At 63.7% G+C, this 26,997-nt stretch carries 26 protein-coding genes; 15 read left to right on the top strand and 11 right to left on the bottom strand.

Translation table 11 applies throughout. The annotated features are described in order from the left end of the window. Window positions 1-27: 27 nt before the first annotated feature. The gene (locus G3N58_RS20315; RefSeq protein WP_167048883.1) at window positions 28-1,056 is read right to left on the bottom strand and encodes a LacI family DNA-binding transcriptional regulator; all 1,029 of its coding nucleotides are present in this window, start codon (window positions 1,054-1,056) and stop codon (window positions 28-30) included. Between the two features lie 173 nt (window positions 1,057-1,229). On the opposite strand from G3N58_RS20315, the gene G3N58_RS20310 reads away from it, so the two are divergent. From G3N58_RS20310 to G3N58_RS20265, 10 genes are all read left to right on the top strand, one after another. Further along, on the top strand, window positions 1,230-1,898 hold the full coding sequence (locus tag G3N58_RS20310; protein ID WP_206000036.1) for an HAD family hydrolase: 669 nt from the start codon (window positions 1,230-1,232) through the stop codon (window positions 1,896-1,898). 347 nt (window positions 1,899-2,245) lie between these two features. Beyond that, window positions 2,246-3,997, top strand: a complete 1,752-nt coding sequence (locus tag G3N58_RS20305) for an IlvD/Edd family dehydratase (RefSeq protein ID WP_206000035.1) — start codon at window positions 2,246-2,248, stop codon at window positions 3,995-3,997. Between the two features lie 145 nt (window positions 3,998-4,142). Then, complete coding sequence (locus tag G3N58_RS20300) at window positions 4,143-5,483, top strand: MFS transporter (protein WP_206000034.1); 1,341 nt, start codon at window positions 4,143-4,145, stop codon at window positions 5,481-5,483. 40 nt (window positions 5,484-5,523) lie between these two features. Continuing rightward, a complete protein-coding gene (locus tag G3N58_RS20295; protein ID WP_205989087.1) occupies window positions 5,524-6,453 on the top strand; it encodes a dihydrodipicolinate synthase family protein in 930 nt (309 codons plus the stop codon). Between the two features lie 50 nt (window positions 6,454-6,503). Next, window positions 6,504-7,433, top strand: a complete 930-nt coding sequence (locus tag G3N58_RS20290; RefSeq protein ID WP_167048873.1) for a Gfo/Idh/MocA family oxidoreductase — start codon at window positions 6,504-6,506, stop codon at window positions 7,431-7,433. 164 nt (window positions 7,434-7,597) lie between these two features. Then, window positions 7,598-9,112, top strand: a complete 1,515-nt coding sequence (locus G3N58_RS20285) for a sugar ABC transporter ATP-binding protein (RefSeq protein ID WP_206000033.1) — start codon at window positions 7,598-7,600, stop codon at window positions 9,110-9,112. After that, on the top strand, window positions 9,109-10,149 hold the full coding sequence (locus G3N58_RS20280) for an ABC transporter permease (protein WP_167048869.1): 1,041 nt from the start codon (window positions 9,109-9,111) through the stop codon (window positions 10,147-10,149). Before G3N58_RS20285 ends, G3N58_RS20280 begins: the two co-directional genes overlap by 4 nt. Then, window positions 10,146-11,225, top strand: coding sequence for a galactofuranose ABC transporter, permease protein YjfF (gene yjfF / locus G3N58_RS20275; RefSeq protein WP_167048867.1), 1,080 nt, complete (start codon window positions 10,146-10,148; stop codon window positions 11,223-11,225). Before G3N58_RS20280 ends, yjfF begins: the two co-directional genes overlap by 4 nt. 44 nt (window positions 11,226-11,269) lie before the next feature. Next, window positions 11,270-12,265 carry an aldose 1-epimerase gene (locus G3N58_RS20270; protein WP_206000032.1) on the top strand — a complete coding sequence of 332 codons (996 nt, stop codon included), beginning with the start codon at window positions 11,270-11,272 and terminating at the stop codon, window positions 12,263-12,265. 28 nt (window positions 12,266-12,293) lie between these two features. Continuing rightward, the gene (locus G3N58_RS20265) at window positions 12,294-13,355 is read left to right on the top strand and encodes an aldose epimerase family protein (RefSeq protein ID WP_206000031.1); all 1,062 of its coding nucleotides are present in this window, start codon (window positions 12,294-12,296) and stop codon (window positions 13,353-13,355) included. Window positions 13,356-13,492: 137 nt separating this feature from the next. Here G3N58_RS20265 and G3N58_RS20260 read toward each other — a convergent pair whose 3' ends face one another. Then, window positions 13,493-14,488: an aldo/keto reductase gene (locus G3N58_RS20260; protein ID WP_167048861.1), complete on the bottom strand. Its 996-nt coding sequence runs from the start codon at window positions 14,486-14,488 to the stop codon at window positions 13,493-13,495. 282 nt (window positions 14,489-14,770) lie between these two features. On the opposite strand from G3N58_RS20260, the gene G3N58_RS20255 reads away from it, so the two are divergent. Continuing rightward, on the top strand, window positions 14,771-15,640 hold the full coding sequence (locus tag G3N58_RS20255; protein ID WP_206000030.1) for a hypothetical protein: 870 nt from the start codon (window positions 14,771-14,773) through the stop codon (window positions 15,638-15,640). A gap of 190 nt (window positions 15,641-15,830) precedes the next feature. Here the strand turns inward: G3N58_RS20255 and G3N58_RS20250 are convergent, their stop codons facing one another. The 3 genes from G3N58_RS20250 to G3N58_RS20240 all read right to left on the bottom strand — a co-directional run bounded on the left by G3N58_RS20250 (window position 15,831) and on the right by G3N58_RS20240 (window position 17,025). Beyond that, on the bottom strand, window positions 15,831-16,274 hold the full coding sequence (locus G3N58_RS20250) for an ABC transporter substrate-binding protein (protein WP_346777790.1): 444 nt from the start codon (window positions 16,272-16,274) through the stop codon (window positions 15,831-15,833). Between the two features lie 155 nt (window positions 16,275-16,429). Then, entirely contained in the window at window positions 16,430-16,711 is a 282-nt protein-coding gene (locus G3N58_RS20245) for a hypothetical protein (protein WP_205989094.1), read from the bottom strand. After that, window positions 16,711-17,025, bottom strand: coding sequence for a hypothetical protein (locus tag G3N58_RS20240; protein ID WP_167284220.1), 315 nt, complete (start codon window positions 17,023-17,025; stop codon window positions 16,711-16,713). Before G3N58_RS20240 ends, G3N58_RS20245 begins: the two co-directional genes overlap by 1 nt. Window positions 17,026-17,538: 513 nt before the next feature. Here G3N58_RS20240 and G3N58_RS20235 point away from each other — a divergent pair. Then, window positions 17,539-18,258, top strand: a complete 720-nt coding sequence (locus G3N58_RS20235) for a ribonuclease activity regulator RraA (RefSeq protein WP_167039369.1) — start codon at window positions 17,539-17,541, stop codon at window positions 18,256-18,258. 24 nt (window positions 18,259-18,282) lie between these two features. Here the strand turns inward: G3N58_RS20235 and G3N58_RS20230 are convergent, their stop codons facing one another. Continuing rightward, the gene (locus G3N58_RS20230; protein ID WP_205989095.1) at window positions 18,283-19,842 is read right to left on the bottom strand and encodes a methyl-accepting chemotaxis protein; all 1,560 of its coding nucleotides are present in this window, start codon (window positions 19,840-19,842) and stop codon (window positions 18,283-18,285) included. A gap of 301 nt (window positions 19,843-20,143) precedes the next feature. Here G3N58_RS20230 and G3N58_RS20225 point away from each other — a divergent pair, with 301 nt between their 5' ends. From G3N58_RS20225 to G3N58_RS20215, 3 genes are all read left to right on the top strand, one after another. Continuing rightward, window positions 20,144-21,400: an MFS transporter gene (locus G3N58_RS20225; RefSeq protein ID WP_206000029.1), complete on the top strand. Its 1,257-nt coding sequence runs from the start codon at window positions 20,144-20,146 to the stop codon at window positions 21,398-21,400. Between the two features lie 437 nt (window positions 21,401-21,837). After that, on the top strand, window positions 21,838-22,494 hold the full coding sequence (locus tag G3N58_RS20220) for a peroxiredoxin (protein WP_167039375.1): 657 nt from the start codon (window positions 21,838-21,840) through the stop codon (window positions 22,492-22,494). 121 nt (window positions 22,495-22,615) lie between these two features. Next, complete coding sequence (locus G3N58_RS20215; protein WP_206000028.1) at window positions 22,616-23,686, top strand: MBL fold metallo-hydrolase; 1,071 nt, start codon at window positions 22,616-22,618, stop codon at window positions 23,684-23,686. Window positions 23,687-23,770: 84 nt separating this feature from the next. Here the strand turns inward: G3N58_RS20215 and gph are convergent, their stop codons facing one another. The 5 genes from gph to G3N58_RS20190 all read right to left on the bottom strand — a co-directional run. Beyond that, the gene (gene gph / locus G3N58_RS20210) at window positions 23,771-24,475 is read right to left on the bottom strand and encodes a phosphoglycolate phosphatase (RefSeq protein WP_167039379.1); all 705 of its coding nucleotides are present in this window, start codon (window positions 24,473-24,475) and stop codon (window positions 23,771-23,773) included. Then, window positions 24,472-25,281: an HAD family hydrolase gene (locus G3N58_RS20205; RefSeq protein WP_206000027.1), complete on the bottom strand. Its 810-nt coding sequence runs from the start codon at window positions 25,279-25,281 to the stop codon at window positions 24,472-24,474. The genes gph and G3N58_RS20205 overlap by 4 nt, the downstream gene beginning before the upstream one ends. Before the next feature lie 121 nt (window positions 25,282-25,402). After that, a complete protein-coding gene (locus tag G3N58_RS20200; protein WP_167039383.1) occupies window positions 25,403-25,825 on the bottom strand; it encodes a biopolymer transporter ExbD in 423 nt (140 codons plus the stop codon). Then, a complete protein-coding gene (locus tag G3N58_RS20195) occupies window positions 25,816-26,577 on the bottom strand; it encodes a MotA/TolQ/ExbB proton channel family protein (protein WP_206000026.1) in 762 nt (253 codons plus the stop codon). Before G3N58_RS20195 ends, G3N58_RS20200 begins: the two co-directional genes overlap by 10 nt. 62 nt (window positions 26,578-26,639) lie before the next feature. Then, on the bottom strand, window positions 26,640-26,997 hold a 358-nt coding region (locus G3N58_RS20190), incomplete at its 5' end, for an energy transducer TonB (RefSeq protein WP_206000025.1).

The raw sequence follows: 26,997 nt of genomic DNA, 5'->3' as shown, positions 1-26,997 counted from the left end.
CCGCGCGCCGCGCAGCCGCGCGCTTGCTCATGCGCGGCGTTTCTTCGAAGCGGCCGGCTGTCCCGTGGTGCCGCGAATGATGAGCCGTGCTTCGAGCTCGACGCGGTCGAGCGGCGACTTGCCTTCCAGCGTATCGATCAGAAAGCGCCCGGCCTGGGTGCCCATTTCAATCGCGGGAACCTGCATTGTCGTGAGCGGCGGGTTCAGATGCGCGGCGAAGTCGAGGTCGTCGAAGCCGGTGATCGACAGTTCGCGCGGCACGGCAATGCCCGCGCTCACGCATTCCGCGAGACAGCCGAACGCGAGAATGTCGCTCGTGCAGATGACGGCCTCGGGCCGCACGGCAAGATTCAGCAGCCGGCGCATGCCGTTGCGTCCGGCCGTAATCGAATAAGGCCCTTCGATGATGCGTTCCTGCGCGATCGTCAGGCCGCGTTCCTTCAATGCTTCCTCGACACCCTGGATGCGCGCGCGAACGCGGTCGTTGTCCTTGCGTACGCCGGTGAGCATCGCGATCCCGGTATGGCCGAGGCTCAGCAGATAGTCGGTGGCCTGCCGCGCCGCGCGCCGGTTGTCGAAGCCGACGCACGGATGCGCCGCTTGCCGCGTATAGACATAGGTGTTGATATACGGCACGTTGCGCAGGCTCAGGAATTCGTAGAGCGCGCGCTCGTGCGCATCGCCCACGAGCACCACGCCTTCCGCGCCGCGCTCGATCATCAGTTGCGTCTGCTCCAGTTCCTTGTGCGCGTCGAATCCCGAGGTCGTGACGATCAGCGAGTAGCCATCGGCCGCGAGATCGCTTTCGAGCGCATTGGCGAGGCGGGCGTAGATCGCATGTTCAAGCGTGGGCAGCACGGCGCCGATCATTCGCGTGCGGCGCGAGCGCAGCGCCCGCGCCGCGTTGTTCGGGGTGTAGCCGAGCTTGCGCACGGCCGCGAGCACGCGCTGCACGACTTCATCGCGCACGACGTGCGGCGTGCGCAGTACGCGCGAAACCGTAGAGGCGGAACAGCCGGCCGCGCGAGCGACGTCGTTTAAACTAACCGGAGCCATGGAGCTTGCAATCGTTATCTGAATTATTGAGTGTCGCGTTGTGAATTGCCGCTCGTACCTGGGTACGCCGACACTCGGGCACTGACCTGTTGAAGGGTAACACGATAGCGTATGCGGGCGGCTACGCTCATCACTCTGTCAGTGACGACGTTTTCATTATTTTGCGGGTTTTTATGATCAGACTTTGCATCCTCGATTTCGACGGTACGCTGTGCGGCAGTCATGACGCCATTCGTCACTGCATCAATCTGACTTTCGATCACTATGGTGTCGAGCGGCCCGCACCCGATCGCCTCGAAGCCGCGATCGCGGCCGGTGTGGTGATGAGCGAAGCGATGTCGATGCTGACGGACGGGCGCCTCGGCACGGACGGAGCCGGGCAGTGGGCGGCGACGTATCGCGCGCTCTATCTGCAGCATGGTCTCGCTCACTCGTTTATCTTTCCGGACGTCGAGCGGACTTTGGCGGCTTTGAAACGGAAGGGCGTGGCGATGGTGATCGCCAGCAACAAATCGGAAGCCGCGGTGCAACAGGCCATCGATCATTTCGGCATTGGCCGCTTTATCGATCTGCTCGTTTGCGATCCACCGGGCATCGCGAAGAAGCCCGATCCGGCGTGTTATAGCACCTTGATCGCGCCGGCGTTTCCCGATGTCTTGCCGGAGCAGATCGTCGTGGTCGGCGATACGCATGCCGATCTGGGGCTCGCGCGCAATATCGGCGCTCACGCGTGCTGGGCCGCTTACGGTTACGGCGATCGCGAGCAGTGCCAGCGAATGTCGCCGGACATGGTGCTCGAAGGATTCGGCGAGCTTGCCGAACGGCTGGACGTTTTCGTTTAGACGACGTGGCCGGCGCGCGGAATCCGTCCGCGCGCCGCGGATCGTTCCACGAGCCGGCAACATACCTAAGCAGTACTCCGCATATCGGTTTCACTCGCTGCACGGCTCGTGCGTGAGCAGCGGCTCGATCTCGATGCGGCGGCCCGTCACTTGCGCGGCTCGCACGCCTTAATGTGCCGATCATCGGGGGTGTAGCAGGCGGAAATCGTGGGCCCGCGGGGTTTCCCATGGCCTTAGGTGTTTATACCAATGCCGGTTTTGATATGGGAAAGAGCGAATATTTCATTAGAAGGATATCGCGTTTATCCCTAGACTAAGCCGAACATTGAATCCCACACCACGCACCCATGTCGGCAACCAAACCCAAACTACGCTCCCAACAGTGGTTCGGCACCACGGATAAAAACGGCTTCATGTATCGAAGCTGGATGAAGAACCAGGGCATTCCCGAGCACGAATTCGACGGCAGGCCGATCGTCGGCATCTGCAATACGTGGTCGGAGCTGACGCCCTGCAACTCGCATTTCCGCAAGCTCGCCGAACACGTGAAGCGCGGCATCTACGAGGCGGGCGGCTTTCCGGTCGAATTCCCGGTGTTCTCGAACGGCGAATCGAACCTGCGCCCCTCGGCCATGCTCACGCGCAATCTCGCCGCGATGGACGTGGAAGAGGCGATTCGCGGCAACCCGATCGACGCCGTCGTGCTGCTGTGCGGCTGCGACAAGACCACGCCCGCGCTGCTGATGGGCGCGGCGAGCGTGGACGTGCCGGCCATCGTCGTGACCGGTGGCCCGATGCTGAACGGCAAGCTCGAAGGCCAGGACATCGGCTCGGGCACGGCGGTATGGCGGCTGCACGAATCGCTGAAGGCGGGCGAGATCGACCTGCATCATTTCCTCGCGGCCGAAGCGGGCATGTCGCGCTCGGCGGGCACCTGCAACACGATGGGCACGGCCTCGACGATGGCCTGCATGGCCGAATCGCTCGGCGTCTCGCTGCCGCACAACGCCGCGATTCCCGCCGTCGATGCGCGCCGCTACGTGCTCGCGCATATGTCGGGCATCCGCATCGTGCAGATGGCGCTCGAAGACCTGACGCTCTCGAAGATCCTCACGCGCGAAGCGTTCGAGAACGCGATTCGCACCAATGCGGCGATCGGCGGCTCGACCAATGCGGTGATTCACCTGAAGGCGATTGCGGGCCGCATCGGCGTGCATCTCGAACTCGAAGACTGGCAGCGCATTGGCCGCAATACGCCGACCATCGTCGATCTTCAGCCTTCTGGCCGCTTCCTGATGGAAGAGTTCTATTACGCGGGCGGCCTGCCGGCGGTGCTGCGCCGGCTCGGCGAAGCGAAGCTGCTGCCGCATCCCGACGCATTGACCGTCAACGGCAAATCCCTCTGGGACAACGTGCGCGAAGCGCCCAACTACAACGACGAGGTGATCCGCCAGATCGACAATCCGCTTATCGCGGACGGCGGCATCTGCATCCTGCGCGGCAATCTCGCGCCGCGCGGCGCGGTGTTGAAGCCGTCGGCGGCTACCCCCGAGCTTTTGAAGCATCGCGGCCGTGCCGTCGTATTCGAGAACTTCGACCACTACAAGGCGACGATCGGCGACGAATCGCTCGACGTCGACAAGGACTCGATTCTCGTGATGAAGAACTGCGGCCCGCGCGGCTACCCCGGCATGGCCGAGGTCGGCAACATGGGCTTGCCGCCCAAGCTGCTGCGCCAGGGCGTGAAGGACATGGTGCGGATTTCCGATGCACGCATGAGCGGCACGGCCTACGGCACGGTGGTGCTGCACGTCGCGCCCGAAGCGGCGGCGGGCGGACCGCTGGCGGCGGTGCGCAACGGCGACTGGATCGAACTGGACTGCGAAGCGGGGCGCCTGCATCTCGACATCAGCGACGAAGAACTGAAGCGCCGCTTGAGCGACGTCGATCCCGCCGCCGCGCCCGGCGTGGCGGAGCAGATCGGCAAGGGCGGTTACGCGCGCCTCTATGTCGATCATGTGCTGCAAGCCGATGAGGGCTGCGATCTCGACTTTCTCGTCGGCAAGCGTGGGTCGGCTGTGCCGCGCCACTCGCATTGACGGATTTAAAAAACTAATCAGGGCGATTCGGCTCGCCGGCTGACGCCCGCTCGATGGCCGTGCGCGACGCGGCCATCCGCGTGCCCGACGCGCCAGCCGGCGGCGCGGCACGACGTCGGCTGGCGAGCGCAATCAAGGAGACAGTATGACGAACGCGTTGCAATCCGGTGAGGCGGTCGCGCCGGCGGCCGCTGAAAGCGGAGAGGAAAAGCAGATCGTCGGCCATATCGCGCGCCGGCTCGTGCCGTTTCTCGCGCTGATCTACGTGGTCGCGTATGTCGATCGCACGGTGGTCGGCTTCGCGAAGCTGCATATGAACGCGGCCGTGGGCCTGTCCGATGCCGCCTATGGACTCGGCGCGGGCCTCTTCTTTATCGGCTATTTCCTCTGCGAAGTGCCGAGCAATCTCGCGCTCGCGCGCTTCGGCGCGCGCGTATGGTTCGCGCGAATTCTCTTCACGTGGGGCGTGATCACGATGGCGATGGCGCTCGTGAGCGGCCCGACCAGTTTCTATGCGCTGCGCTTTCTGTTGGGCGCGGCCGAGGCCGGGCTCTATCCCGGCATTCTGTATTTCCTCACACACTGGTTTCCGATGCGCCACCGCGCGCGCGTGATCGGTCTGCTGGTACTCGCTCAGCCCATCGCGGGCATCGTTACCGGCCCGATCGCCGGCGCGCTGCTCGAAACGCACGGCTTTCTCGGCATGTCGAACTGGCAGACGCTGTTCGTCGTGAGCGGCTTGCCGGCCGTGCTGCTGTGCATTCCCACGCTGCGTCTGTTGCCGGAGTCGCCCGCGCACGCGCATTGGCTCGGCGAAACTGAGCGCCGCTGGATCGAGCGCGAGCTTGCCGCCGACCGGCGCGCCTACCAGCTCGACACGCATCGCAATCCGTTCAGTGCGCTCAAGGATCACCGCGTGCTGCTGCTCGCGCTGCTGTTCCTGCCGTTTCCGCTGTGCATCTATGGTTTGTCGCTCTGGTTGCCGACCATCATCAAGGCGTTCGGCGTGAGCGATTCGACGGCGGGCCTGCTTTCCGCCGTGCCGTATCTGTTCGCGGTGGTGGGGCTGCTCGTCGTGCCGCGTCATTCGGACAGGCATCGCGAACGCTACGGCCATATCGTCGTGGTCTCTGCCGCCGCGGCGCTGACGATGGCCGCAAGCGCATGGTTCCGCGCGCCGGCGCTGCAACTGCTGTTTATCTGCCTGACCGCTTTCTCGATCTATTCGATTCAGGCCGTGGTCTGGGCGCTGCCCGGCGAGTTTCTGACGGGCGCGAGCGCGGCCGTCGGGATCGCGACGATCAATTCGCTTGCCAATCTCGGCGGCTATTTCGGCCCCTATGGCATCGGGCTCATCAAGGACGCAACGGGCAGCCTCGCGGCCGGCCTATACTTTCTCGCGGCCACGCTCGTGTTCGCGGTGCTCGTGACGTTCGCCGTGCGCGCGGCGTTGCGCACGCCGCCGCGTGCCGCGAGCGGGTCGTGAAAGCGTGGACGCTGATTCTTTCTCAAGCAAGACTGACGATATGACTACGAGCCGTACGCCCCGTTATCAGGGCATTTTCCCCGTCGTGCCGACAACCTTTACCGAAACCGGCGAACTCGATTTGCGCAGCCAGAAGCGCGCCGTCGACTTCATGATCGACGCGGGCTCGGACGGGTTGTGCATTCTCGCGAATTTCTCGGAGCAGTTCTCGCTCTCGGACGACGAGCGCGAGATCATCACGCGCAGCGTGCTCGAACACGTGGCGGGCCGCGTGCCCGTGATCGTCACGACCACGCACTATGGCACGAACGTGGCCGCCGCGCGCAGCAGGCGCGCGCAGGAGCAGGGCGCGGCGATGGTCATGCTGATGCCGCCGTATCACGGCGCGACCTTTCGCGTGCCCGAGCCGCAGATTTACGACTTCTACGCGCGCGTGTCCGACGCGATCGACATTCCGATCATGATCCAGGACGCGCCCGCGAGCGGCACGGTGCTGAGCGCCGCGTTCCTCGCGCGCATGGCGCGCGAGATCGAGCAGGTCTCGTACTTCAAGATCGAAACGCCAGGCGCGGCGAACAAACTGCGCGAACTCATCAGGCTCGCGGGCGAGGCGGCCGAAGGACCATGGGACGGCGAAGAAGGCATCACGCTGCTCGCGGACCTCAACGCGGGCGCAACCGGCTCGATGACGGGCGGCGGCTTTCCGGACGGCATTCGCCCGATTATCGAAGCGCATCGCCAGGGCCGCACCGACGAAGCCTTCGCGCTCTATCAGAAGTGGCTCCCGCTGATCAATCACGAAAACCGCCAGGCGGGTCTGCTCGCCTGCAAGTCGCTGATGAAGGAAGGCGGCGTGATCGACTGCGAACTGCCGCGTCATCCGCTACCCTCGATGCATCCCGAGACGCGCAAGGAACTGGTCGATATCGCTCGCCGGCTCGACCCGCTCGTGCTGCGCTGGGCGAAATAGCCCGGTAGCGATCCAGTTCCAGTCAGAATAACAAGGTGACGGAGACACTCATGAATGCGTCGTACAAGCTGGGTATCGTCGGCGTCGGCAAGATCGCGCGCGACCAGCACCTGCCCGCCATCGCCGGCAATGCGGGCTTCGAGCTCGTGGCCAGCGCGAGCCGCAATGCGCAGGTGGAGCGCGTGCGCAACTACACCGATATCGGCGCGCTGCTGGCCGCCGAGCCCGACCTCGACGCCGTCTCGCTCTGCGCGCCACCCCAGGTGCGTTATGCGCAGGCGCGCGCCGTGCTCGAAGCAGGCAAGCATGTGATGCTCGAAAAACCGCCGGGCGCGAGCGTGAGCGAAGTCGAGGCATTGCGCGAGCTTGCGCAAAAACGCGGCCGTACGCTGTTCGCGACGTGGCATTCGCGCTGTGCGAGCGCCGTCGAACCGGCGCGCGCGTGGCTCGCCGGGCGAACGCTTCGCGCCGTGCACGTGCGCTGGAAGGAAGACGTGCGCCGCTGGCATCCGGGCCAGCAATGGATCTGGGAGCCGGGCGGGCTCGGCGTGTTCGATCCGGGCATCAACGCGCTCTCGATCGTCACGCGCATCTTGCCGCGCGAGGTGCTGCTGCGCGGCGCGACGCTGCATGTGCCGCGCGACTGCTCGACGCCGATCGCCGCCGAACTCGATTGCATCGATACCGACGGCGTGCCGGTGCGCGCCGAATTCGACTGGCGCCACGGCCCTGTCGAGCAATGGGAAATCGATGTCGAAACGACCGACGGTTTGCTCTCGATCGCGGCGGGCGGCAAGCGCCTCGCTATCGCGGGCGAGCCGGTCGAGCTCGAAGCCGAGCGCGAATACGCGGCGCTCTACGAGCGCTTTCACGAGCTTATCGCGCAGGGCATCGACGACGTGGACGTGCGTCCGTTGCGCCTCGTCGCCGACGCGTTCCTGCTCGGCAGGCACGTCGAGGTCGAGGCCTTCGGTCACTGAACGCTTGCCGTGCGCTACCATGCGGTGCGGCCGATTCCGGTGCGGCAAGCGCGGTCCGAGTTAACTGCGACGGCGCGCATGAAGCGCCCGGGTGATTCACTACGGTTCCCTAACCATTTCGGCGCGGCCTTGCGCGGGTCTCGCGAAGATTATTCGAGAAGATCATGAGCGACCTACCCATTCTCGAAATGACCGGCATCGACAAGACGTTCCCGGGCGTCAAGGCGTTGCAGCAGGTCGATTTCCGGCTATTCCCCGGTGAGATTCACACGCTGATGGGCCAGAACGGCGCGGGAAAATCCACGCTCATCAATGTGCTGACGGGCGTGTTTCCGCATGATCTCGGCGAGATTCGCCTTGGTGGGCGGCCGGTCCGCTTCGCCGCGCCGCTCGAAGCCGAAGCGGCCGGCATCCAGACGCTCTACCAGGAAGTGAATCTTTGTCCGAACCTGTCGGTGGCCGAAAACATCTTCGCCGGCCGGCATCCGAAGAAGCGCGGAACGATCGACTGGAAGGCGATCAATACCAAAGCGCGCGAGGCCCTGGCCGCGCTGGATCTGTTCGTCGACGTTACGCGTTCGCTGGACTCCTATCCGATTGCGGTTCAGCAGATGGTGGCGATTGCGCGCGCCGTGTCGGTTGACGCGAGCGTGCTGATTCTCGACGAACCCACTTCGAGTCTCGACGACGGCGAAGTCGCGCGGCTTTTCGCCGTGCTGCGCCGCTTGAGGGAAGCGGGCATGGCGATTCTGTTCGTGACGCACTTTCTCGAACAGACCTATGCGGTATCGGACCGCATTACCGTGATGCGCAATGGCACGCGCGAAGGCGAGTATCTGGCCAAAGACTTGCCCGTCGACGTACTGGTGGCCAAGATGACCGGCCGCGAAGGCGCGAACGAGGCGCTCAAGGCCGATGCGTCGGACGCTGCACGTTCGGCGAGCGCGGCTGCGCCTTTCCTTTCCATGCAGGGAGTAGGGCGGCGCGGGCTGATGAGTCCCGTCGATCTCGACGTATGCCCCGGCCAGATCGTCGGCCTTGCGGGACTGCTCGGCTCGGGCCGCACCGAGACCGCGCGGCTCGTGTTCGGCGCCGAACGCGCGGACACCGGAACGATGCGGATCGACGGGCACAGCGTGAAGCTCGCTTCGCCGCGCGACGCGGTGCGCCACGGCATCGCCTGTTGTCCCGAGGACCGCAAGAAGGAAGGCATCGTCGCCGCATTGTCGATCCGGGAGAACATCATCCTGGCATTGCAGGCGCGACGCGGCTGGTGGCGTCTGCTGAGCTACGCCCGCCAGCGGAAAATGGCCGAGCAGTACATCGCGCAACTCGGCATCAAGGCACACGACGCCGAGCAGCCGATCGGGCTGCTGTCGGGCGGCAATCAGCAGAAAGTACTGCTGGCGCGCTGGCTTGCCACGGAGCCCAAACTCCTGATTCTGGACGAGCCGACACGCGGCATCGACGTGGCCGCGAAGTTCGAGATCATGGACCGCGTGCGCTCGCTGTGCGCGAAAGGCCTCGCGATTCTGTTCATCTCCTCTGAAATGAGCGAAGTGGTGCGCGTCAGCCACAAGATCGCCGTTTTGCGCGACCGGCGCAAGGTCGCCGAGATTGCCGGCGAACATCTTTCGGAGGACCAGGTGTATCAACTCATTGCAGGAGGTCAGTCATGAAACGGCTCCACGCGCTGGCGCGGCATCAGTTGCTCTGGCCCGCCCTCACGCTGATCCTGCTGATTCTTCTCGACGTTGCGCATCGCGCGAGTTTCCTTTCCCTGACGATTCTCGACGGCCATCTTTTCGGCGCACCGATCGACATCCTCAATCGTGCCGCCCCGCTCGTGATCGTCTCGCTCGGCATGACGCTGGTCATCGCGACGCGCGGCATCGACATCTCGGTCGGGGCGACGGTGGCGATGGCCGGCGCGGCTGCCGCGGTCATTCTCGAAGCGGACCCGTCGCGCGTCGGCATGGCGCTTGGCGCGGCGCTCGCCGTCGGGCTGCTGGCCGGGATGTGGAACGGCCTGCTAGTCGCGTTCGTCGGCATGCAGCCGATCATCGCCACGCTCATCCTGATGGTGGCCGGGCGAGGCGTGGCGCAACTGCTGACCGGCGGGCAGATCATTCCCATCGGCGCGGAAGGCTACCTCAGGCTCGGCGATGGCTATCTGGCGATGGTGCCGTGCTCGGTCTGGATCGCGCTCGTCGTCAGCGTGGTGCTTACGCTGCTCGTGAACCGCACGGCGCTCGGACTTTTCGTGCGCGCCATCGGCATCAACCCCGTTGCAACGCGGCTGGTCGGGCTGCGCTCCAGCGCGATCGTGTTCGGCGTGTATGTGATCTGCGGGTTGATGGCGGCGGTGGCCGGGATCATCATCAGCTCGAACGTGCGGAGTGCTGATGGAAACAATGCCGGGTTGCTGCTCGAACTCGATGCGATCCTGGCCGTGACACTCGGCGGTACGTCGCTGCTGGGCGGGCGCTTCAGCCTGGGCGGCACGGTGCTCGGGGCCCTGATTATCCAGACGCTGACGTATACGACCTATTCGATCGGCGTGCCGCCCGAGGCCACGCTCGTCGTCAAAGCGGTCGTGGTGATCGTGGTCAGCGTGATCCAGTCGGAAGCCGCGCGGGCGATGCTGCTCAAACCAATGAAGAATCTTTTTTCCCCGGCGCGCCAGCGCGCATCCACCGGAACGAGCACATCATGAGAAAGTTGACTGGCCGGCTGGCCGATCCGAGAACCTTGCCCATCGTCGCCACGATCGTGCTGTTCGTCGCGCTGTTCGGCTTTGGCTCCGTCATGTACACCGGATTCTTTTCGATGCAGGTACTCACGGGCCTGCTCGTCGACAACGCGTTCCTGCTCGTCGTGGCTATCGGCATGACGTTCGTGATCCTGTCGGGGGGCATCGACCTGTCGGTCGGGGCGGTGGTCGCGTTGACCACGATACTGTGCGCGGTGGGCGCGGAGTGGCTGCATTGGCCCATCTGGATCGTCGTGCCGATCGTGCTCGTATTCGGCACGCTGTATGGCGCGGCGATGGGAGTGCTGATTCACTTCTTCCGTCTGCAGCCGTTCATCATCACACTGGCCGGGATGTTTCTTGCGCGCGGCGCGTGCTTTCTGATTACGACACAGTCCATCACGATCAACGAGCCGACTTTCCACGCGGTTGCGTCATTGAGCCTGCCGCTGGGCGGCGGTTCCCTGAATGCGGGGGCGCTGATCGGCATCGCGGCGCTCGTCGTCGCGATTTTTATCGCGCACTTTACGCGCTTCGGGCGCAACGTCTATGCGATCGGCGGCAATGAGCGTTCCGCGTTGCTGATGGGCTTGCCGGTCGCGCGAACGAAGATCGCCGTCTATGCGTTGAGCGGTTTCTGCGCGGCGCTCGGCGGCGTGATCTTTACGCTGTACGTGCTCTCGGGCTACGGGCTTCAGGCGCAGGGCATGGAACTCGACGCTATTGCCGCGACGGTGATCGGCGGAACGCTATTGACGGGGGGCGTCGGCTACGTCATCGGTTCGCTTTTCGGCGTCGGCATTCTCGGCACGATTCAGACGCTGATTACTTTCGACGGAACGCTGAGTTCGTGGTGGACGCGCATTGTCATCGGCGCACTGCTCTGCGTGTTCTGCCTTCTGCAACGGATGATCGAGCGACAGGCGGGACGCCGCCGCACGGGCGGCGCCGGTCTGGGGCCCCGCTCGAAAGAGCCGTCGAACGGCGGGCAGCGCAGGCCGGAGCAGCATGGCGGCGGCGATCCTGTCACGATGGTCTGAGCGTTTCCGGTTGCCATCCAGTCTGTCTGATCGGGGAGAGGAACGTGCTCGATACATGGGAAGCGGATTTACGAGAACCTGTCTTCGTGAAGGCCGCGAGACTCGGTGGCCCCGATTGCGGCGCAGCGGAGAGGATGCACCGGCAAACGATGCTTTCGAACGCTTATCTGCGGCTCGGCATCGAGGCAGGGATGCACGGCGGCATCACGCAACTGGACTGGCATGACCGGGGCATCTGGACACCCGTTTTTCGACGGGCGGAACGATCGGGTCATATGCCGATTGCTCGTGGGCTATCGTGTCAGCCGTTGATTCGGATAACGAAGCCGGGAAAGGTACTCGGGGCTGCGAGGAAGTCGTCGGGGGGGCGGCTGACCGGTGTCGGACGACCGTTTCCGCTTGCCTACGTCGTGCTCGCGGATGACTGGAACGTCGAATCCGCCGACGAGCGAACCGCCCGTCTCAAAACTGAAGTTGCCGGTTCCTGTCGGGCGATCCAGACCTACGAGCTTGATGGGCCGACATTGGCCATCACCGTGGAACTCGAGAATTGCGGCCGTGCGCCGCTACAGTGCGGAATCGATATCAGGCCTGTCCTGACGCGGGATCTCGATACGCGCATTAGTGCACCAGCAGGCGGAATCTGGCTGGCCGGAGAAAGCGGCCATGCGCCGAGGCTCGTGCCGACGCCGGTGGCCTGGCAGTTCGGAGTGACGCACCATTTGCCGGCGACAAAGATCGATCACACGTTTACTCGCTGGGGCGGGAGAGCGCTGGTTGAATGGCCCGCGCGCCAGTTTTCTCTCGCGATCGTGGGCAATACGGACTGTTATCGGCTTCGCGCGCATCCTCAGGAAGATTCGTTTTCGTTTCAGGTGGTCAATGACCAGTCGGAACACAACTGCATTCAGGACGGCGATAACGTGTGCGGGCTGACGGTTCTCGGCGCGGGAAAGACGCTGACGCGCCGGGTCAGTTTCACGGTCGAACGTCTTGTGTCCTTGACCCGGACCACGCGCCCGTCATACGCGTCGTTGTGAGATCAATGGGCAAAAAAGCGGGAAAAACATGAACAAGGCTGCCTTTTGGGGAACACTCCCCGATGGACGAAACGTGCGAACGTATCTTCTTGCAAATTCGCAGGGAGGTTGTGTACGGATCAGCGAACTTGGCGCGGCGCTCGTATCGTGGCTCACGCCGGACAGGACCGGCCGATGCGCGGAGATCCTGCTCGGGCACGATACGCCGGCGGAGTACCTGGCCGCGGGTGCTTATATGGGCGCGCTCGTGGGCCGTTGGGCTAACAGGATCGCAGGTGCCAGATTCGCACTTGACGATATCGACTACAGGCTCACGCCAAACGAAGGGCAGAACCTGCTGCATGGTGGTGCCGGCGGGTTTCACGCCAGGTTGTGGATGGCCGAATACGAGGGGCAATCCCTGGTCATGCGGCTGGAATCGCGTGAGGGAGAAGAAGGTTTTCCGGGAAACGTGCAGGTCGAGGTGCGTTATACGTTGAGTGAAGATCACGCACTGACTATCGAATACACCGCCCATACCGATCGCGCGACTCCGTTGAACCTGACCAGTCATCCGTATTTCAATCTGTCGGGGCGGCATGATGGCGATATTCGCAATCATCGCCTGACCATAGATTCCGGTGAGTACTTTGAAATTGACGAGGAACTGATTCCGCAACGGCGTGCATTCGTGGAAGGCAGTCCGTTCGACTTTCGCGAGGGCGCGACGATCGGTTCGCGGCTGGACGCGTCGAATCGGCAACTGGAACTCGCCTACGGTTTTGACCATTGCTATGTGCTTGATCGCGCGGGGAACGAGCAAGCGGACTGGACCCGCAAACCGCGTACCGTAGCGAAGGTGGTCGAACCCGAAAGCGGGCGTGTGCTTTCGGTCGAGACTGACCAGCCAGGGCTGCAGTTCTATAGCGGAAACCGGCTCGAAGGAGTACGAGGGAGAGACGGCTCGACATACAGGCGGAATTCCGGACTCTGCCTCGAAGCCGGCGGCTTTCCGAACCAGATCAATATGCCCGATCGTGAGAGCATGATTGTGACGCGCGAGAAGCCTTATAGGCAGGTCACGGTCTATCGCGCTGGCGTGATGGAGTAGGGCGCGCAAATTGGCGCCAGAGACATAACGAGTGGGGCGGCTTGCGACTGCATGCAGCGAATGCGAGAAGTCTCGGTGCAGGAAGTCAACCTGCCGCCCACTTTGGCCACGCGAAACCCTGTCGCGTGTTCGGCGCTTTACCAGCGATGGTGAACATGAGGCGCAATATGGCGCTCGTAGACTTCCCGCGCACGTCGCATGGCCTCTTCGGACAGTGAAGCGAGGCTTGCCGCCGAGACATTCGACGCCGCCTGAGCTGCGTTCTTGCTGCCCGGAATAATGACCGAGACGGCCTCTTCCATGAGAATCCAGCGCAGAGCCAGTTGTGCCATCGATGCCTCTACCGGTACGAGGCCGCGCAGTTCGTCGACCGCTTTCAACGCGACGTCATAGGGTACGCCGGAGAACGTTTCGCCAACGTCGAACGCCTCGCCATGGCGATTGAAGGCGCGATGGTCGTCGGGCGCGAAAACGGAATCGGCGGACATCTTGCCTGTGAGCATGCCGCTCGCGAGCGGTACTCGCGCAATGACCGCGATGTTCTTCTTTTGTGCCTGATCGAAGAACAGACCGGCGGGACGTTGACGGAACATGTTGTAGATAATCTGCACCGAAACCACATTGGGATATTCGATCGCCTTCAGTGCTTCTTCCACTTTTTCGACCGACACGCCGTAGAAGCGGATCTTGCCGGCAGCGACGAAGCTCTCCATCGCGTCGAACACTTCGGGGCGGTAATAGACTTCGGTCGGCGGGCAATGCAATTGCACGAGGTCGAGCGTGTCGACGCCGAGATTCGACAGACTCCGGTCGATAAAGCCTTCGAGCGCCTGCTTGTTCATATAGCCGCTGGTCACGTGCGGGTCGAGCCGGCGGCCGAGCTTGGTGGCGACGATGGGACGTTCGCCACCCCGCTGCCGCAATACGTCGCGAATGATTCGTTCCGAGCGGCCGTCGCCGTAGACGTCGGCGGTGTCGATGAAATTGACGCCGTTATCGAGAGAGGCGTTGAGCGCGGCCTTGGCATCGTCTTCCGCGACATCGCCCCACGAGCCGCCGATCGCCCATGCCCCAAAACCGATTTCCGACACGTCCCAGCCCGTGCGGCCGAATTTTCTTTTCGAAAGCGTCATTGAAGTACTTGTCCTCTATTTATGAAGTGACGTCGCAGGCGTTGCAATTGCCTTTGCATAAAGGTCGCCGTTCTCTTCGTAGTGTAACAGGCAGAGCGATAGATACGGAGTGACTGAATATCTGACTGGCATGAATTGAAATGAGCCTGGAAATAGGCCTTGATTTTGCGTAGTGAATATCTTGAGCCATTCGCAAAAGAATTATCTGTCCACTTCATAACTTGGTCACCTGAAATCTCTAATTTCATTTGTGCTGTACTCCTTCAACTAATGAGAGCCTGAATGACAAAGATCAAGTGGAATCATGCAGCAGCCCTCGCACTCTTCGCGGCGTCCCAGGTCGCCCACGCCGGCGCACCGAGCGTCGGCAGCCGCGAATACAAGGTACTGCTTATGCCGTCCGCATTCGACAGTTCTCCCGTCGATACCGCCAACCGCTTTCTGACCGACCTGCAGGCGAGCCTCGCGGCCAATGGTTTCGACAGCACCGTGAAGAAGAGCTTCAAGGCCGACCACGACCGCACCGTGCTGTACTACGATTCGCCGGGCACCTGCGTCGTCAGGCAGACCGGCTATTCGATGCGTGAGCGCGACGAAAGCGGCGATCGCAAGATCGAGTTGAAGTTCGGTTCGCCGAACGAAAGCACGTCGGCCAATACCGATGTCACCGGCAGTTCATCGAAGGCAAGCAGCAAGCTCGAAGACGACATCACGCCGCCGTCGAACGAAACCTTCTCGCATTCCACGAGCGAGCCGCTTTCGGATTCGAAGAACATCAACCACCTCAGCGATATCAACGATCTGTTCCCGACTACGCACGCGTTCGACAGCATCAGCTCGCAGCCGCTTGTGCCGGTGAGCGGTCTGTCGATCCATGAACTGACCTTCGATGGCCCCACCAGCGATATCGGTCAGGAAGATGCCGACTTCACGATGACCGTTTGGTATGCGAATGGCTCGACCACGCCGGCACTTGCGGAAATTTCGTTCGAAGTCGACGTGAGCGACAAGGGTGTGTTTACCGACAAGGTCACTGCGCGCTCGCAGCTGATCTTCAACACGATTCAGGGCATGACGAACTGGGTGCAGTCGCCGAGTTCGACGAAAACGGCCTGGGTCTACAAGTACCAGCCGAGCTTCTGTAGCCAGTAACGTTCGTGGCGGCACCGCGCTGGCGTATTGCGATAGCCGGTGCGGTGCGATTCAGAGGTGGATACGGAGGTCGTTGCAGAGGCGCAGTGGTGCAGAGACGGATCAATGCAGCGTATCGAGCCGTCGCGTCCAGAGCGACGCAAACGCTACGTCCGACGCGTGGCGGGACGCTGCGCGAGCACGCCGGCCATCAGTGTTCGCCGAACAGTGCGTTAAAACGCGAGAGCACTTCGGTTCGCGATTTCGTGTTGCCGCCGCCATCCTGCTGCAGCAGCTTGAGGTCTTTCAGACGCTGGCGCGGCGTGTCGATGTCGTCGCGCGCGTCCGCCTGCGCATGCGACGATTTGAGGATCATCATCGGACGCGGCGCGATCACGGTGCCGCTGCTCGGGAAGATCACTTTCACCGATTCGCCGTTGGCCGCCGCGCCGTAGGCGACATAGTCGACCGCGCCGAACACCGCGGATTTCGCGCCCTGCAGAACCGGGTTGATCGCCTGCGCGTTCGGCCCGAGCATGACCATGCCGTTCTTGTGCAGATTGTCGAACAGCGTCCATGCGGCTTCGCCGAGACGCGCCTGCAAGCCGCCGCCGAGGTTTTCGTTGCTGGTGATGCCCCAGCAGGGGCCGGACATGTCGCCCGACGCCATGCGCGTGATGCTATGGGTTTGTCCGTTCGACAACGATGCGTGGGTGAGGTATTCGAGTCCGCTATCGAGAATGCCGTAGAGCGTGACCGAGGAACCGGAGATGGCTGCCGTTTTGCTGGCGTGTGCGCAGGCATCGAGAATTACGTGGCTGGCGGTTTGTCGCTATCGCTTGCATTCGTTGTGATGGCGAGGTGGCTTTGCAGCGAGGGATAGCGTCCAGCTAAAGTCAGAAGGATCGTTGCACCAAGCTTGCGCGCAAACTCATCGTCGAGCGTGTATCCGAAATCCGCGATTGGAACATCGAAGCTGGTGCTTTTCGCCATTGCGCTGGTGACCGCGCTTTGCGCGACGTGATGATGGGAGATCGTTTGTGTTTCTTCGTCGTGGAGAGTGATGATGCATGTTGGGCGTTTGGGTTGCATTAAGAGCCTCTGCATTGGGTCTTTTTCGATGGATCACGATGCGACCAATTGACTGGCGCTTCGGTAGATATCTGCAAGCGCGATCGCAATTCCGGATTAGGCCCGGCAAGAGCCATGATGGCCATGCCACCTAGCTTGCGTGCGTCGTCGTCGGTGAAGGGGGCTGAGGAATGTTCGGGCGCGTCCGGCGGTACTGTAATAGCCATGACGCGGTTGATCGCGGTCTGCACAAATGGACGTGGAACGACGCAAAATTTCACCTGACCTGTTTGCTCGTCGTAGAAAGTGATGAAAGCGGTTTGCCGGTCAATCATTGATAACCTCGACAGTTCTGGCAGTTTTGAATTGCACGATCAGCGAGCAAACCTGTCATGGCGTCGAATCGCGTATTACAAAAGAATGAATCGCTGAAGCCGTTGCGAATGCCGTAGTACTCCCTGGCAGGCGCAGCAACATGCCGTGTGCGAGTTAGCGCATTTCGCAACATCGTGGAAAACTGTCAACAAAAGCCGGTAGAGGTCAGTTGAGCGAGTCCGGCATTTCCGCCTTGGGGTTTTCGCCAGGTCGTTTGTAGTCAGGCAGCAGCCTGTTTCAATCGACGAGAGCAGGAGTGCCTTGATCGGCAACGTCTGTGAGGGACGAGGCCGTCATCGGAATACGCTCGGGAGTGACTGCGCGTCATCGAACGCGGTATGGTACAGGCGCCGGTTCTTCCCGGACTCGGCACCACGCTGACGCAACGGTGCGAGAATCGGCCTGAATCACCGCATCCGCTCGCATCGAACCGCATCCGCTCGCATTCAACTTTCACAAAAGAGGCAACCGATATGTCGATTCTGACCGCCGCATTGCGCCAGCAACTGGAAAAGATCAGCACCGCCACGCTCGCAACCGCGCTCTACAAGCGCGGCTTTCGCCAGCAGGTGATTCAGGGTGTCACTCCGCTCGCGCGGCTCGACAGGAGCATGGTGGGCGAGGCGTTCACGCTTCGCTATATCCCGGCGCGCGAGGACCGCAACGGGCTGGAAGTTTTCCGCAACCCCGAGCATCCGCAGCGCAAGGCCGTCGAGACGTGCCCCGCGGGCGCGGTCCTCGTGATGGACAGCCGTAACGATCCGCGCGCGGCGTCGGCCGGCGGCATTCTCGTGACGCGGCTCATGAAGCGCGGCGTGGCGGGCGTGGTGACCGATGGCGGTTTCCGCGACGCCGACGATATTGCGCGCGTCGGCATGCCCGCGTTCCACACGCGTCCGTCGGCACCGACTAATCTGACCTTGCACGAAGCGCTCGATATCGACGTGCCGATCGGTTGCGGCGGCGCGCCCGTGTTTCCTGGCGATGTCATCGTCGGCGACAACGACGGCGTGATCGTCATTCCCGCGCATCTGGTGGAAGAGATCGCGGCGGAAGCCACCGAGATGACCGCATTCGAGGACTTCGTGATGGAGCAGGTGAAGGCGGGCGAAACCATCGTCGGTCTCTATCCGGCGACGAAACAGGAAACGCTCGACAGGTTCGCGGCATGGCGCAGCCGTAACGGTCGCTGAGCCCGTACGGAAACCGCGGCGAACTCAGACTTTCGCCACCGGCGCGATACGGAAGACACTCACCACATCCGACATACGCGCGGCCTGCTCCTCGAGCGAAACCGCCGCGGCAGCCGCTTCCTCGACGAGCGCCGCGTTCTGCTGCGTGACTTCGTCCATCTGCGTGACGGCCCGGTTGACCTGCTCGATGCCGTCGCTTTGTTCTTCGGAGGCCACCGCGATCTCGGACATGATGTCGGTCACGCGCCGCACCGCGTTGTTGATTTCGTTCATCGTGTGGCCGGCGCGGCCGACGAGTTCCGTGCCGTTGCCGACGCGCTCGACCGATTCGTTGATGAGCGCCTTGATTTCCTTGGCGGCCGTCGCGCTGCGTTGGGCGAGCGTGCGAACCTCGCCCGCGACGACGGCGAAGCCGCGTCCCTGTTCGCCCGCGCGAGCCGCCTCGACGGCGGCGTTCAGCGCGAGGATATTGGTCTGGAACGCAATGCCTTCGATCACGCCGATGATGTCGGCGATCTGCTTCGAACTGCCATTGATGCCGTCCATCGTTTCGATCACCTGCAAGACCACCGCGCTGCCTTCGTGCGCGACCGATGAGGCGGTGCGTGCGAGTTCGGTCGCCTGACGCGCGTTGTCCGCGTTCTGGCGCACGGTCGATGTCAGTTGCTCCATGCTCGACGCGGTTTCTTCGAGCGACGCGGCCTGTTCTTCCGTGCGTTGCGAGAGGTCGGTGTTGCCGGCCGAAATCTGCGCCGTTGCCGTCGCGATGGACTGCGTGCCGTGACGCACGGTGGCGAGCGTGGTCGTGAGTTTCTGCTGCATGCCCTTGAGGCCATCCATGAGCTGGCCCATTTCGTCGCGGGAACGAACCTCGACGTGCTGCGTGAGGTCGCCCGACGAAATCGCGCGGAAATGCGCGAGCGCTTCGTCGAGCGGGCGCGCGATCGCCGCGCGCAGGGTGTTCCATGCAAAAAACGCGAGGACGAGTCCCGCGAGCAGACCGATGCCGGTGATCGACATGATCAGATGAAAGCGCGCCTGTGCGCTTTCGTAAAGGGCTTTGGCCTGTTGTCCCTGCAGCTTTTGCAGCGACGAAATGCCTTCGGCAATGTCATTGAACGGCGGGGTCAACTGCCGGGCGACGATATCGCTGAGGGTCGCGGTGTCATGGGTGTCGATCGCGTTGAAGGTTCTGGCGAGAATTCCCGCCTCGAACGTCTTGCGCTTTTCGGTCAGATCGGTGGCGAGGCGTGCTTCCTCGCCGCTCGACGGCAGCGCGCGATACGCTTCCCATGCGGTGTCGGACTTGCTGAAGAAGCCGCGGGCGCGCTTGAGCAGATCGGCGACGTCGCTGCGCGTGGGCTCGACGGCAATCCGGTCGAGCACGAGCCGGCCGCGCGCATAGTTCACGCTGGCTTCCGACAGCGTGACCGACGAGGCGAGTTGATTCGTGTACATCTGCTTCTGATCCGCATTGCTCATCCAGATGCCGACGGCGCCGAGTGCGGCCCCGATAATCAGCAAAGACGCCAGAAAACCCATGGCCAGCGCGAGTCGGGCGCGAATCGTCAAATTCTTCAGCATTGCAATTAGTTAGCTAAGCGAAATGGATGTCGGATGCCGTGGAGTCAGGCACGGCGCACAACGATGTTTACGGCCATGCGGTTCGGATCTTGAATATTGTCTGGAAATATTTGCGATCGGGTCAAATTCGTGTCGGTCAAAAGTACGCGGCGCTTCGCGCTTCGTGACCGTGCCGTTCGCGCTTTGGCGGCTCGCACCGACATTGTTCAGCCACGCCAGCTAGTCTTTTCAGCAGACGATACTTTTTCCGGATCGAAACCCGGCTTAAAGTGTGGGCCTTCAATCTGGCATCAGTGTCCCCATGCATATCGATACACCCACCGCTTCAACCCGAGCTTCAACCCCAGCCTCCCTCGAAGGCGGTTCGACGTCCGCCGGTCAATGGCTATCCGTCATTGCCGTTGCCGTCAGCGCGTTCGCGTTCGTGACGGCCGAGTTTCTGCCGGTCGGCCTGCTGCCGCAAATCGCCCACGACCTGAGCGTGTCCACCGGCGTCGCAGGTCTCATGGTCACCACGCCCGGCGTGATGGCCGCGATATTCGCGCCGACCCTCATCGTCGGCGCCGGCCGCACGGACCGCCGCTACGTTTTCCTGCTGCTCACCGCGGTGCTGCTGATCGCGAACATCGTGTGCGCCATTGCGCCGAATTTCCCGGTCATGCTGGTGGGCCGCGCCTTGCTCGGCGCCGCGCTGGGCGGCTTCTGGACCCTGGCGACGGCGGCGGCGCCGCGACTCGTGCAGGCAAAAGACGCGGCCCGGGCGACCGCGACCATTCTGACCGGCGTCACCTTCGCGACGGTGATCGGCGTGCCGCTCGGCACGTTCATCGCGTCGTTCGCCTCGTGGCGCATGGCCTTCGCCGCCACCGCGGGCCTCGTGTCGCTCGCCTTGCTGGCGCAGGTGTTCCTCGTGCCCGCGTTGCCGTCGGCATCGGCGTTGCGCATCGCAGACTTCAAGACACTGCTCGGCCGCTCTCATATGCGGCTCAGCATGCTGATGGTCGCGCTCGTGTTCGGCGCGCATTTCTCGACCTACACCTACATCGCGCCGCTGCTGGAGCACGACTTCTCGTTGAGCGCCATCACGCTGCTGCTGTTCGGATTCGGCCTGATCGGCTTCTTCTCCAATGCGTTGATGTCGATGGCGGTGTCGGACCATCTCAAGAAGTCCGTTGCCGCGATGGTGTTGCTGCTGCTCGGTGCGATGTCGTCGATGCTGCTGCTCGAGCATTCGCCCATCGGCGAGACTGTGGGGATGCTGCTGTGGGGCATCGCATTCGGCGCACTTCCGCTGTGCTTCAGCGTATGGATTCAGCGCGGCACGACCGACTTGCCCGAAGCGGGCTCGGCCTTGTTCATCAGCGTGATCCAGGTGGCGATTGCGGCGGGTTCGGCGGTCGGGGGCACCATCGTCGACCGCGCGGGTGTGCACGCCGACTTCACGCTGGGGCTCGGACTCGCCTTGCTCGGCATGGTGACGCTGCAACGGCTTGCCGCGGCGGAACGGCCCGCGAGGGCGGCTTCGCTCGATTGCGCGTGCGACGCGTCGCCCGATTGACGCTCTTGATTGAGCGCTCGCCTGAAGCCCGCTTGAGGCCTGCCTGAAGCAACGCGCCTGAAGCAACCCGGCCGCCAACCTCGCGCATACGCTATCCCCGTAGCGCTTCCCCCTCCCGCGCGAAGTTCGACCGACGCAGCAATTTGCTGCGTCGTCGGTACACCGATGCCGGGCCGCATTCCCGACTATCATTCTGTCAAGGCGAGGCCGCGCCGATTCGTTTGACAGGCGGGACCTCGTGGCTTCGCGCAGTTCTGTATTCGTCACTTATGAACATCGCCGAACATCGCACCGGCTCTTGCGGCCGGCGGCGAAGTTCGTCGATCATGAGCGTCTGGTGTTTTCCGCCGTTTTTTCGGGCCCGCGCTGGACCGTTGCAGATGCAGACCGGCCTGGCTCGAGTCTTCCTCTCAACCCTTACTTCACAGGACGGCAATATGTCACTTCGTATCAATGACGTCGCGCCCAACTTCACCGCGCGCACCACGCAGGGCACCATCGATTTCCATACGTGGATTGGAGACCAGTGGGCCATTCTGTTCTCGCATCCGAAGGACTTCACGCCGGTGTGCACCACCGAGCTGGGCTACATGGCGAAGATCGAACCCGAGTTCGAGCGGCGCAATGCCAAGCTGATCGGCCTGTCGGTCGACCCGGTCGAAGACCACGCAAGATGGGCCGCCGACATCGAGGAAACCCAGGGCGCCGCCGTCAAATATCCGATGATTGGCGACACCGATCTGGCGGTCGCCAAGCTCTACAACATGCTCCCGGCGGATGCCGGCGACACGAGCGAAGGGCGCACGGCCGCGACCAACGCCACCGTGCGCTCGGTGTTCGTGATCGGTCCGGACAAGCGGATCAAGCTGATGCTGACCTATCCGATGACCACCGGCCGCAACTTCGACGAAATCCTGCGCGTGCTCGACTCGATGCAGTTGACCGCGAAGTACAAGGTCGCCACGCCGGTCAACTGGAAGCAGGGCGAGGACGTCATCATCACGCCGGCGGTGAGCAACGAAGAGGCGCAGCAGAGCTTCCCCGGCTTCAAGACCATCAAGCCGTATCTGCGCACCACCAAACAGCCGGGCTGAAACGCGGGCACGGCGCCGGCCCGAGCGGTAACTCGTACGGTAACTCGCGCGCCGCCGCAGTGCCCTCTATGCCCGACTCGCACGAAGGCCCGCCGCGCCTTCCCTGTTTCCGAGGTTCGCGATGATCTTTCGCCAGCTATTCGATCCCGTTTCGTCGACCTATACCTACCTGCTCGGCGACAGCGGCGAGGCGCTGCTGATCGATCCGGTCTACGAGCAGGTGCCGCGCGATCTCGCGCTGCTCGGCGAACTGGGCCTGCGCCTGCTCGCGACACTCGACACGCACGTCCACGCCGATCACGTGACCGGCGCGTGGCGTTTGCAGCAGCGTTGCGGCAGCCGGATTGCGCTCGCCGAGGCGGTCGAGGCCGAGGGCGTGAGCCGGCCGCTGCGGCACGGCGAGCGCATCGATTTCGGCACGCGTCATCTGAGCGTGCGCGCGACGCCCGGCCATACCAACGGCTGCCTGACCTATGTTCTGGACGACCGGAGCATGGCCTTTACCGGCGACAGTCTGCTGATTCGCGGCTGCGGCCGCACCGATTTCCAGCAGGGCAGCCCGCAGCAACTGTTCGCTTCGGTGCGCGAGCAGATCCTGACGCTGCCCGACGATTGCCTGCTGTATCCCGCGCACGACTATCGCGGCATTACCGTGACGAGCGTGGCCGAGGAGCGGCGCTTCAATCCGCGCCTCGGTGGCGACGTGGACCTCGGCGACTTCACCGGTCATATGAACAATCTGAATCTGCCGCATCCGAAGCTGATGGCCGTGGCGGTGCCCGCCAATCTGCGCTGCGGAAAACCGCAGGACGGCGCGGCGGCGATGGCGGCGGAAATGCCGGATTGGGCGCCGCTCACGCTGCGCTTTAGCGGCGTGTGGGAAATCGAGCCGATGGCGCTGCTCGAACACGGCGCGTCGTTCCAGATTGTCGACGTTCGCGAGGCGCCGGAATTCATCGATCGTCTCGGGCATTTGCCGGGCGCGAAGCTTGTGCCGCTGTCCCAGTTGACGGGCCGGCTCGACGAACTCGATCGCGAGCGGCCGGTCGTGGCGGTGTGCCGCTCCGGCGTTCGTTCGGCTCAGGCCAGCGTGTTATTGAGCAAGGCCGGTTTCGGCAAGGTCGCGAATCTCGCGGGCGGCATGCTGCGCTGGAAGATCGAGGGGCTGCCGGTGGCGTCGGATAGTGTCTGAAGCAGCGGCGTGCTTGCTCCGCAAGCACTCGCCGAGTCGCTGGAAAATGGCCGCTGCGTCGGGCTTGTGCTGCTGTTTGCGTGCTTATGCATGGTTAGCGGTCAACGGCCGCCGCGCGAGAAGCGCCGGCAACGCCTCGAACGAGTCGATCAGCGCATCGCCTTGCAACGCGCCACTTTCGCGGTTGCCGCCGCGCCAACCATATCCGTAGCTGACGATAAACACCGGCAACCCGGCCGCGCGTGCCGCCGCGATATCGACGGACGAATCGCCGACCAGCGCACAACGTTGCGGATCGACGTCGAGCAGCCTGCATGCATGCCAAAGCGGTTGCGGCGACGGTTTCATGCTCGCGAGCGTATCGCCCGCGATCAGCACGTCCAGATAGGCGGCGAGTCCGCTCTTTTCCAGCAGCGGCGCCGCGAGCGCCTGCGGTTTGTTGGTCACGCAGGCGGCGCGATAACCGTGTTGGCGCAATTCGCGCAACCCCGTCATGACGCCGGGAAAGACGCGCCCCAACTGTCCGTTCGTCGCGGCATAGTGCCGCTCGAATACCGGCTGCGCGCGGTCGATGCCGACGCGCTCGTCGAGGCCCGCCGCGGCTAGCGAGCGGCGCACGAGATTGCGCACGCCATTGCCGATAAACGAGGTTACTGTGTCGAACGGCAGCGGCGCCGCACCGAATTCGTCGAGCATGCGGTTGACGGCGGCGACGATGTCCGGCGCGGTGTCGATCATCGTGCCGTCGAGGTCGAACAGCAGGGCTTTGCAATGGCTGTTCGTCGTCATGGGGTTCCCGCATTGGTTGGGCTCGCGCCCGGCTGCGCATGCGGCGCGGCATGACGCAGCGCGTCGCCATGCCAGCGCCGCAGCGTCTCCAGATCCACCCAGCGATGCCGTTCGCCGCGCACCGGCTCGATGAGCGGCAGGCGCGCATCGCCGAGATGGGGCAGCACGGCCAGCGCGCCGTCGAAAGAGTGGTGCGCCGTGTACGCGGTCGGCGTGACGACGACCGGCACCTGCGCGGCGCATGCCGCGAGCAGGCCGTTGCCGGAGTCTTCGACGGCGAGGCAAGCCGAGGGATCGAGACCGAGCTGTTCGAGCACGTAGCGATAGACATCGGGCGCGGGCTTCTTCGCCGGCGTGGTCGCGCCGTCGCCGATGGCCGCGAAGCGCGTGCGCCAGGCCGCGCCGAAATGGCCCCGCAGCAGCGCGTCGAGGTTGGCCGGCGTCGTGGTCGTCGCGATCGCGACGCGCAGGCCGGCCGCGGCGGCTTCGTCGAGCAGGCGCGCGATGCCGGGGCGCAGCGGCAAGCCGTGGCGGCGCACCTGCTCGGTGTAGTGGAAGGTCTTGAGCGCGTGCAGCTTGTCGACGACCCGGGCGGCTTGCGCGCCCTCGGCTTCTGCGCCGTCGACCATGCGCCAGTAATGCCGCAGACGCTCCTTGCCGCCCGCCACTTCGAGCAGGCGCGCATAGAGCGCCTCGTCCCAGAACCAGTCGAGGCCCGCTTCCGCGAACGCGGCATTGAATGCGTGCAGATGAGCGGTTTCGGTGTCGGCGAGCGTGCCGTCGACGTCGAAGATAAGGGCTTGCATCGCGCGGCTCCGCTATCGTGATGCCTGTTCGGACCTCTACCACGATAGCGGAGTCGCCGGCCGATTTGAATTCAGAGATTCTTTCGCCGCCGATAAGCCGGTCCTTAAGTATGGGTCCGCGCTATTTGCGCCGCTGCGGATCGGTCACGAAGCCGAGCTTCGTCAAGCCGGCGCTCTGAGCCGCCGACATCACCTCGGCCACGCGCTCGTACGCGACCTTGCGATCGGCGCGCAAATGCAGCTCGGGCTGCGGCGTCGCCTGTGCGGCCTCGGCGATGCGCGCGCGCAGGCCGGCATCGGTGACGGGCTGGCCGTCCCACAGCAGCGAGCCGTCCGCCTGCACCGCGACGTCGACGTGCGCGGGCTTCAGCGCTTCGGGCTGGCTGCTCGCGTGCGGCAGGTCGATCCTGACCGCATGCTGCATCGCCGGAATCGTGACCAGAAAAATAATCAGTAGAACGAGCATCACGTCGACGAGCGGCGTCATGTTGATCTCGTTCATCAGACCTTGATCGTCGTCGTCGGAGAACGGGCTCATTGCCATTCGAGGTCTCCGTCGCGGCTCGCGTCGCCGTTGCGCGGCACGACGCGCATCGGCGGGCCCGCGCTCGACGGCAATTGCGCGCCGGTCACGAAGTAGGCGTGCAGGCCGTGCGCGAAACGCTTCAGGCGCGTGACGATCGCGCGGTTCGCGCGATTGAGCCCGTTGTAGCCGAGCACGGCGGGAATCGCCACGAACAGCCCGAACGCGGTCATGATCAGCGATTCGCCGACCGGTCCCGCGACGTGATCGATCGAGGTCTGCCCGGTCTCGCCGATCACGATCAGTGCATGGTAGATGCCCCACACCGTGCCGAACAGTCCGACAAAGGGCGCGGTGCTGCCGATCGAGGCGAGGATCGCGAGGCCGCTTTGCAGGCGCGCGACCGTGTCGTCCATCGTGTCCTGCAGGCCGCGCGTGATCCAGTCGGACACGTCGATACGGTCGTGCAGATGCTGCTGCGTCTGCCGATGATGCGTGGCCGCCTCGTGGCCCGCCAGCGCGAGTGCGAGCAGCGGGTTGTCATGCGCGTCCGCCTCGGGGTCGCCGAGACTGCGCAGGCCGTCGTCGAAGCGGTCCGCGCTCCAGAAGCGCGCGTCGCTCTGCCGCGTGATGCGCCGGATGCGCAGCACCTGCAGCAGCTTCATGATGATGACCGTCCACGACATGACCGACATCACGACCAGCACGCTCAGAATGAAGCGCGTGACGAGATCGCCGGTTTCCCAGACATTCGCGAGTCCGTAATGTTGCATGGCGGTTTTCCTGGCTCCCTGGCTGTGGTCCTTCGAGGCAACGGCGTCATGCGCTTAATCGGTCATTCGCTCAGCCCGAACACGAACGACTGCGAGTAGGCGGCGCGCAGCGGCGTGCCGTTTTCGAGGTAGGGCCGGCACGCGCCCGCGTGGACGGCGGCGAGCGCGGCCTCGTCGAGCCGCGCGGAGCCGCTGCTGCTTTGCAACTGCGCGGTTTCGATCCGGCCCGTGAGCCCGACGACGAAGCGCACGATCGCGGTGCCGTTCTCGCCGCGCCGCCTCGAAACGTCAGGATAATCGGGTTTGGGAATCGTGCAATCGATGTGCGAGACGTTTTTCGGCGCGCTCGTGGCGGGCATCGCGGGCGAGGGTGTCGCCGGCGCTTCGGTGGCGGCCTCGGCGGGCCGCGCGGGTGCGGGC

Origin of the sequence: Paraburkholderia sp. Ac-20342 (genome assembly GCF_017104985.1) — a bacterium.
Classification (GTDB): Bacteria; Pseudomonadota; Gammaproteobacteria; order Burkholderiales; family Burkholderiaceae; genus Paraburkholderia.
This window is presented reverse-complemented; position numbering and strand designations above follow the sequence as displayed.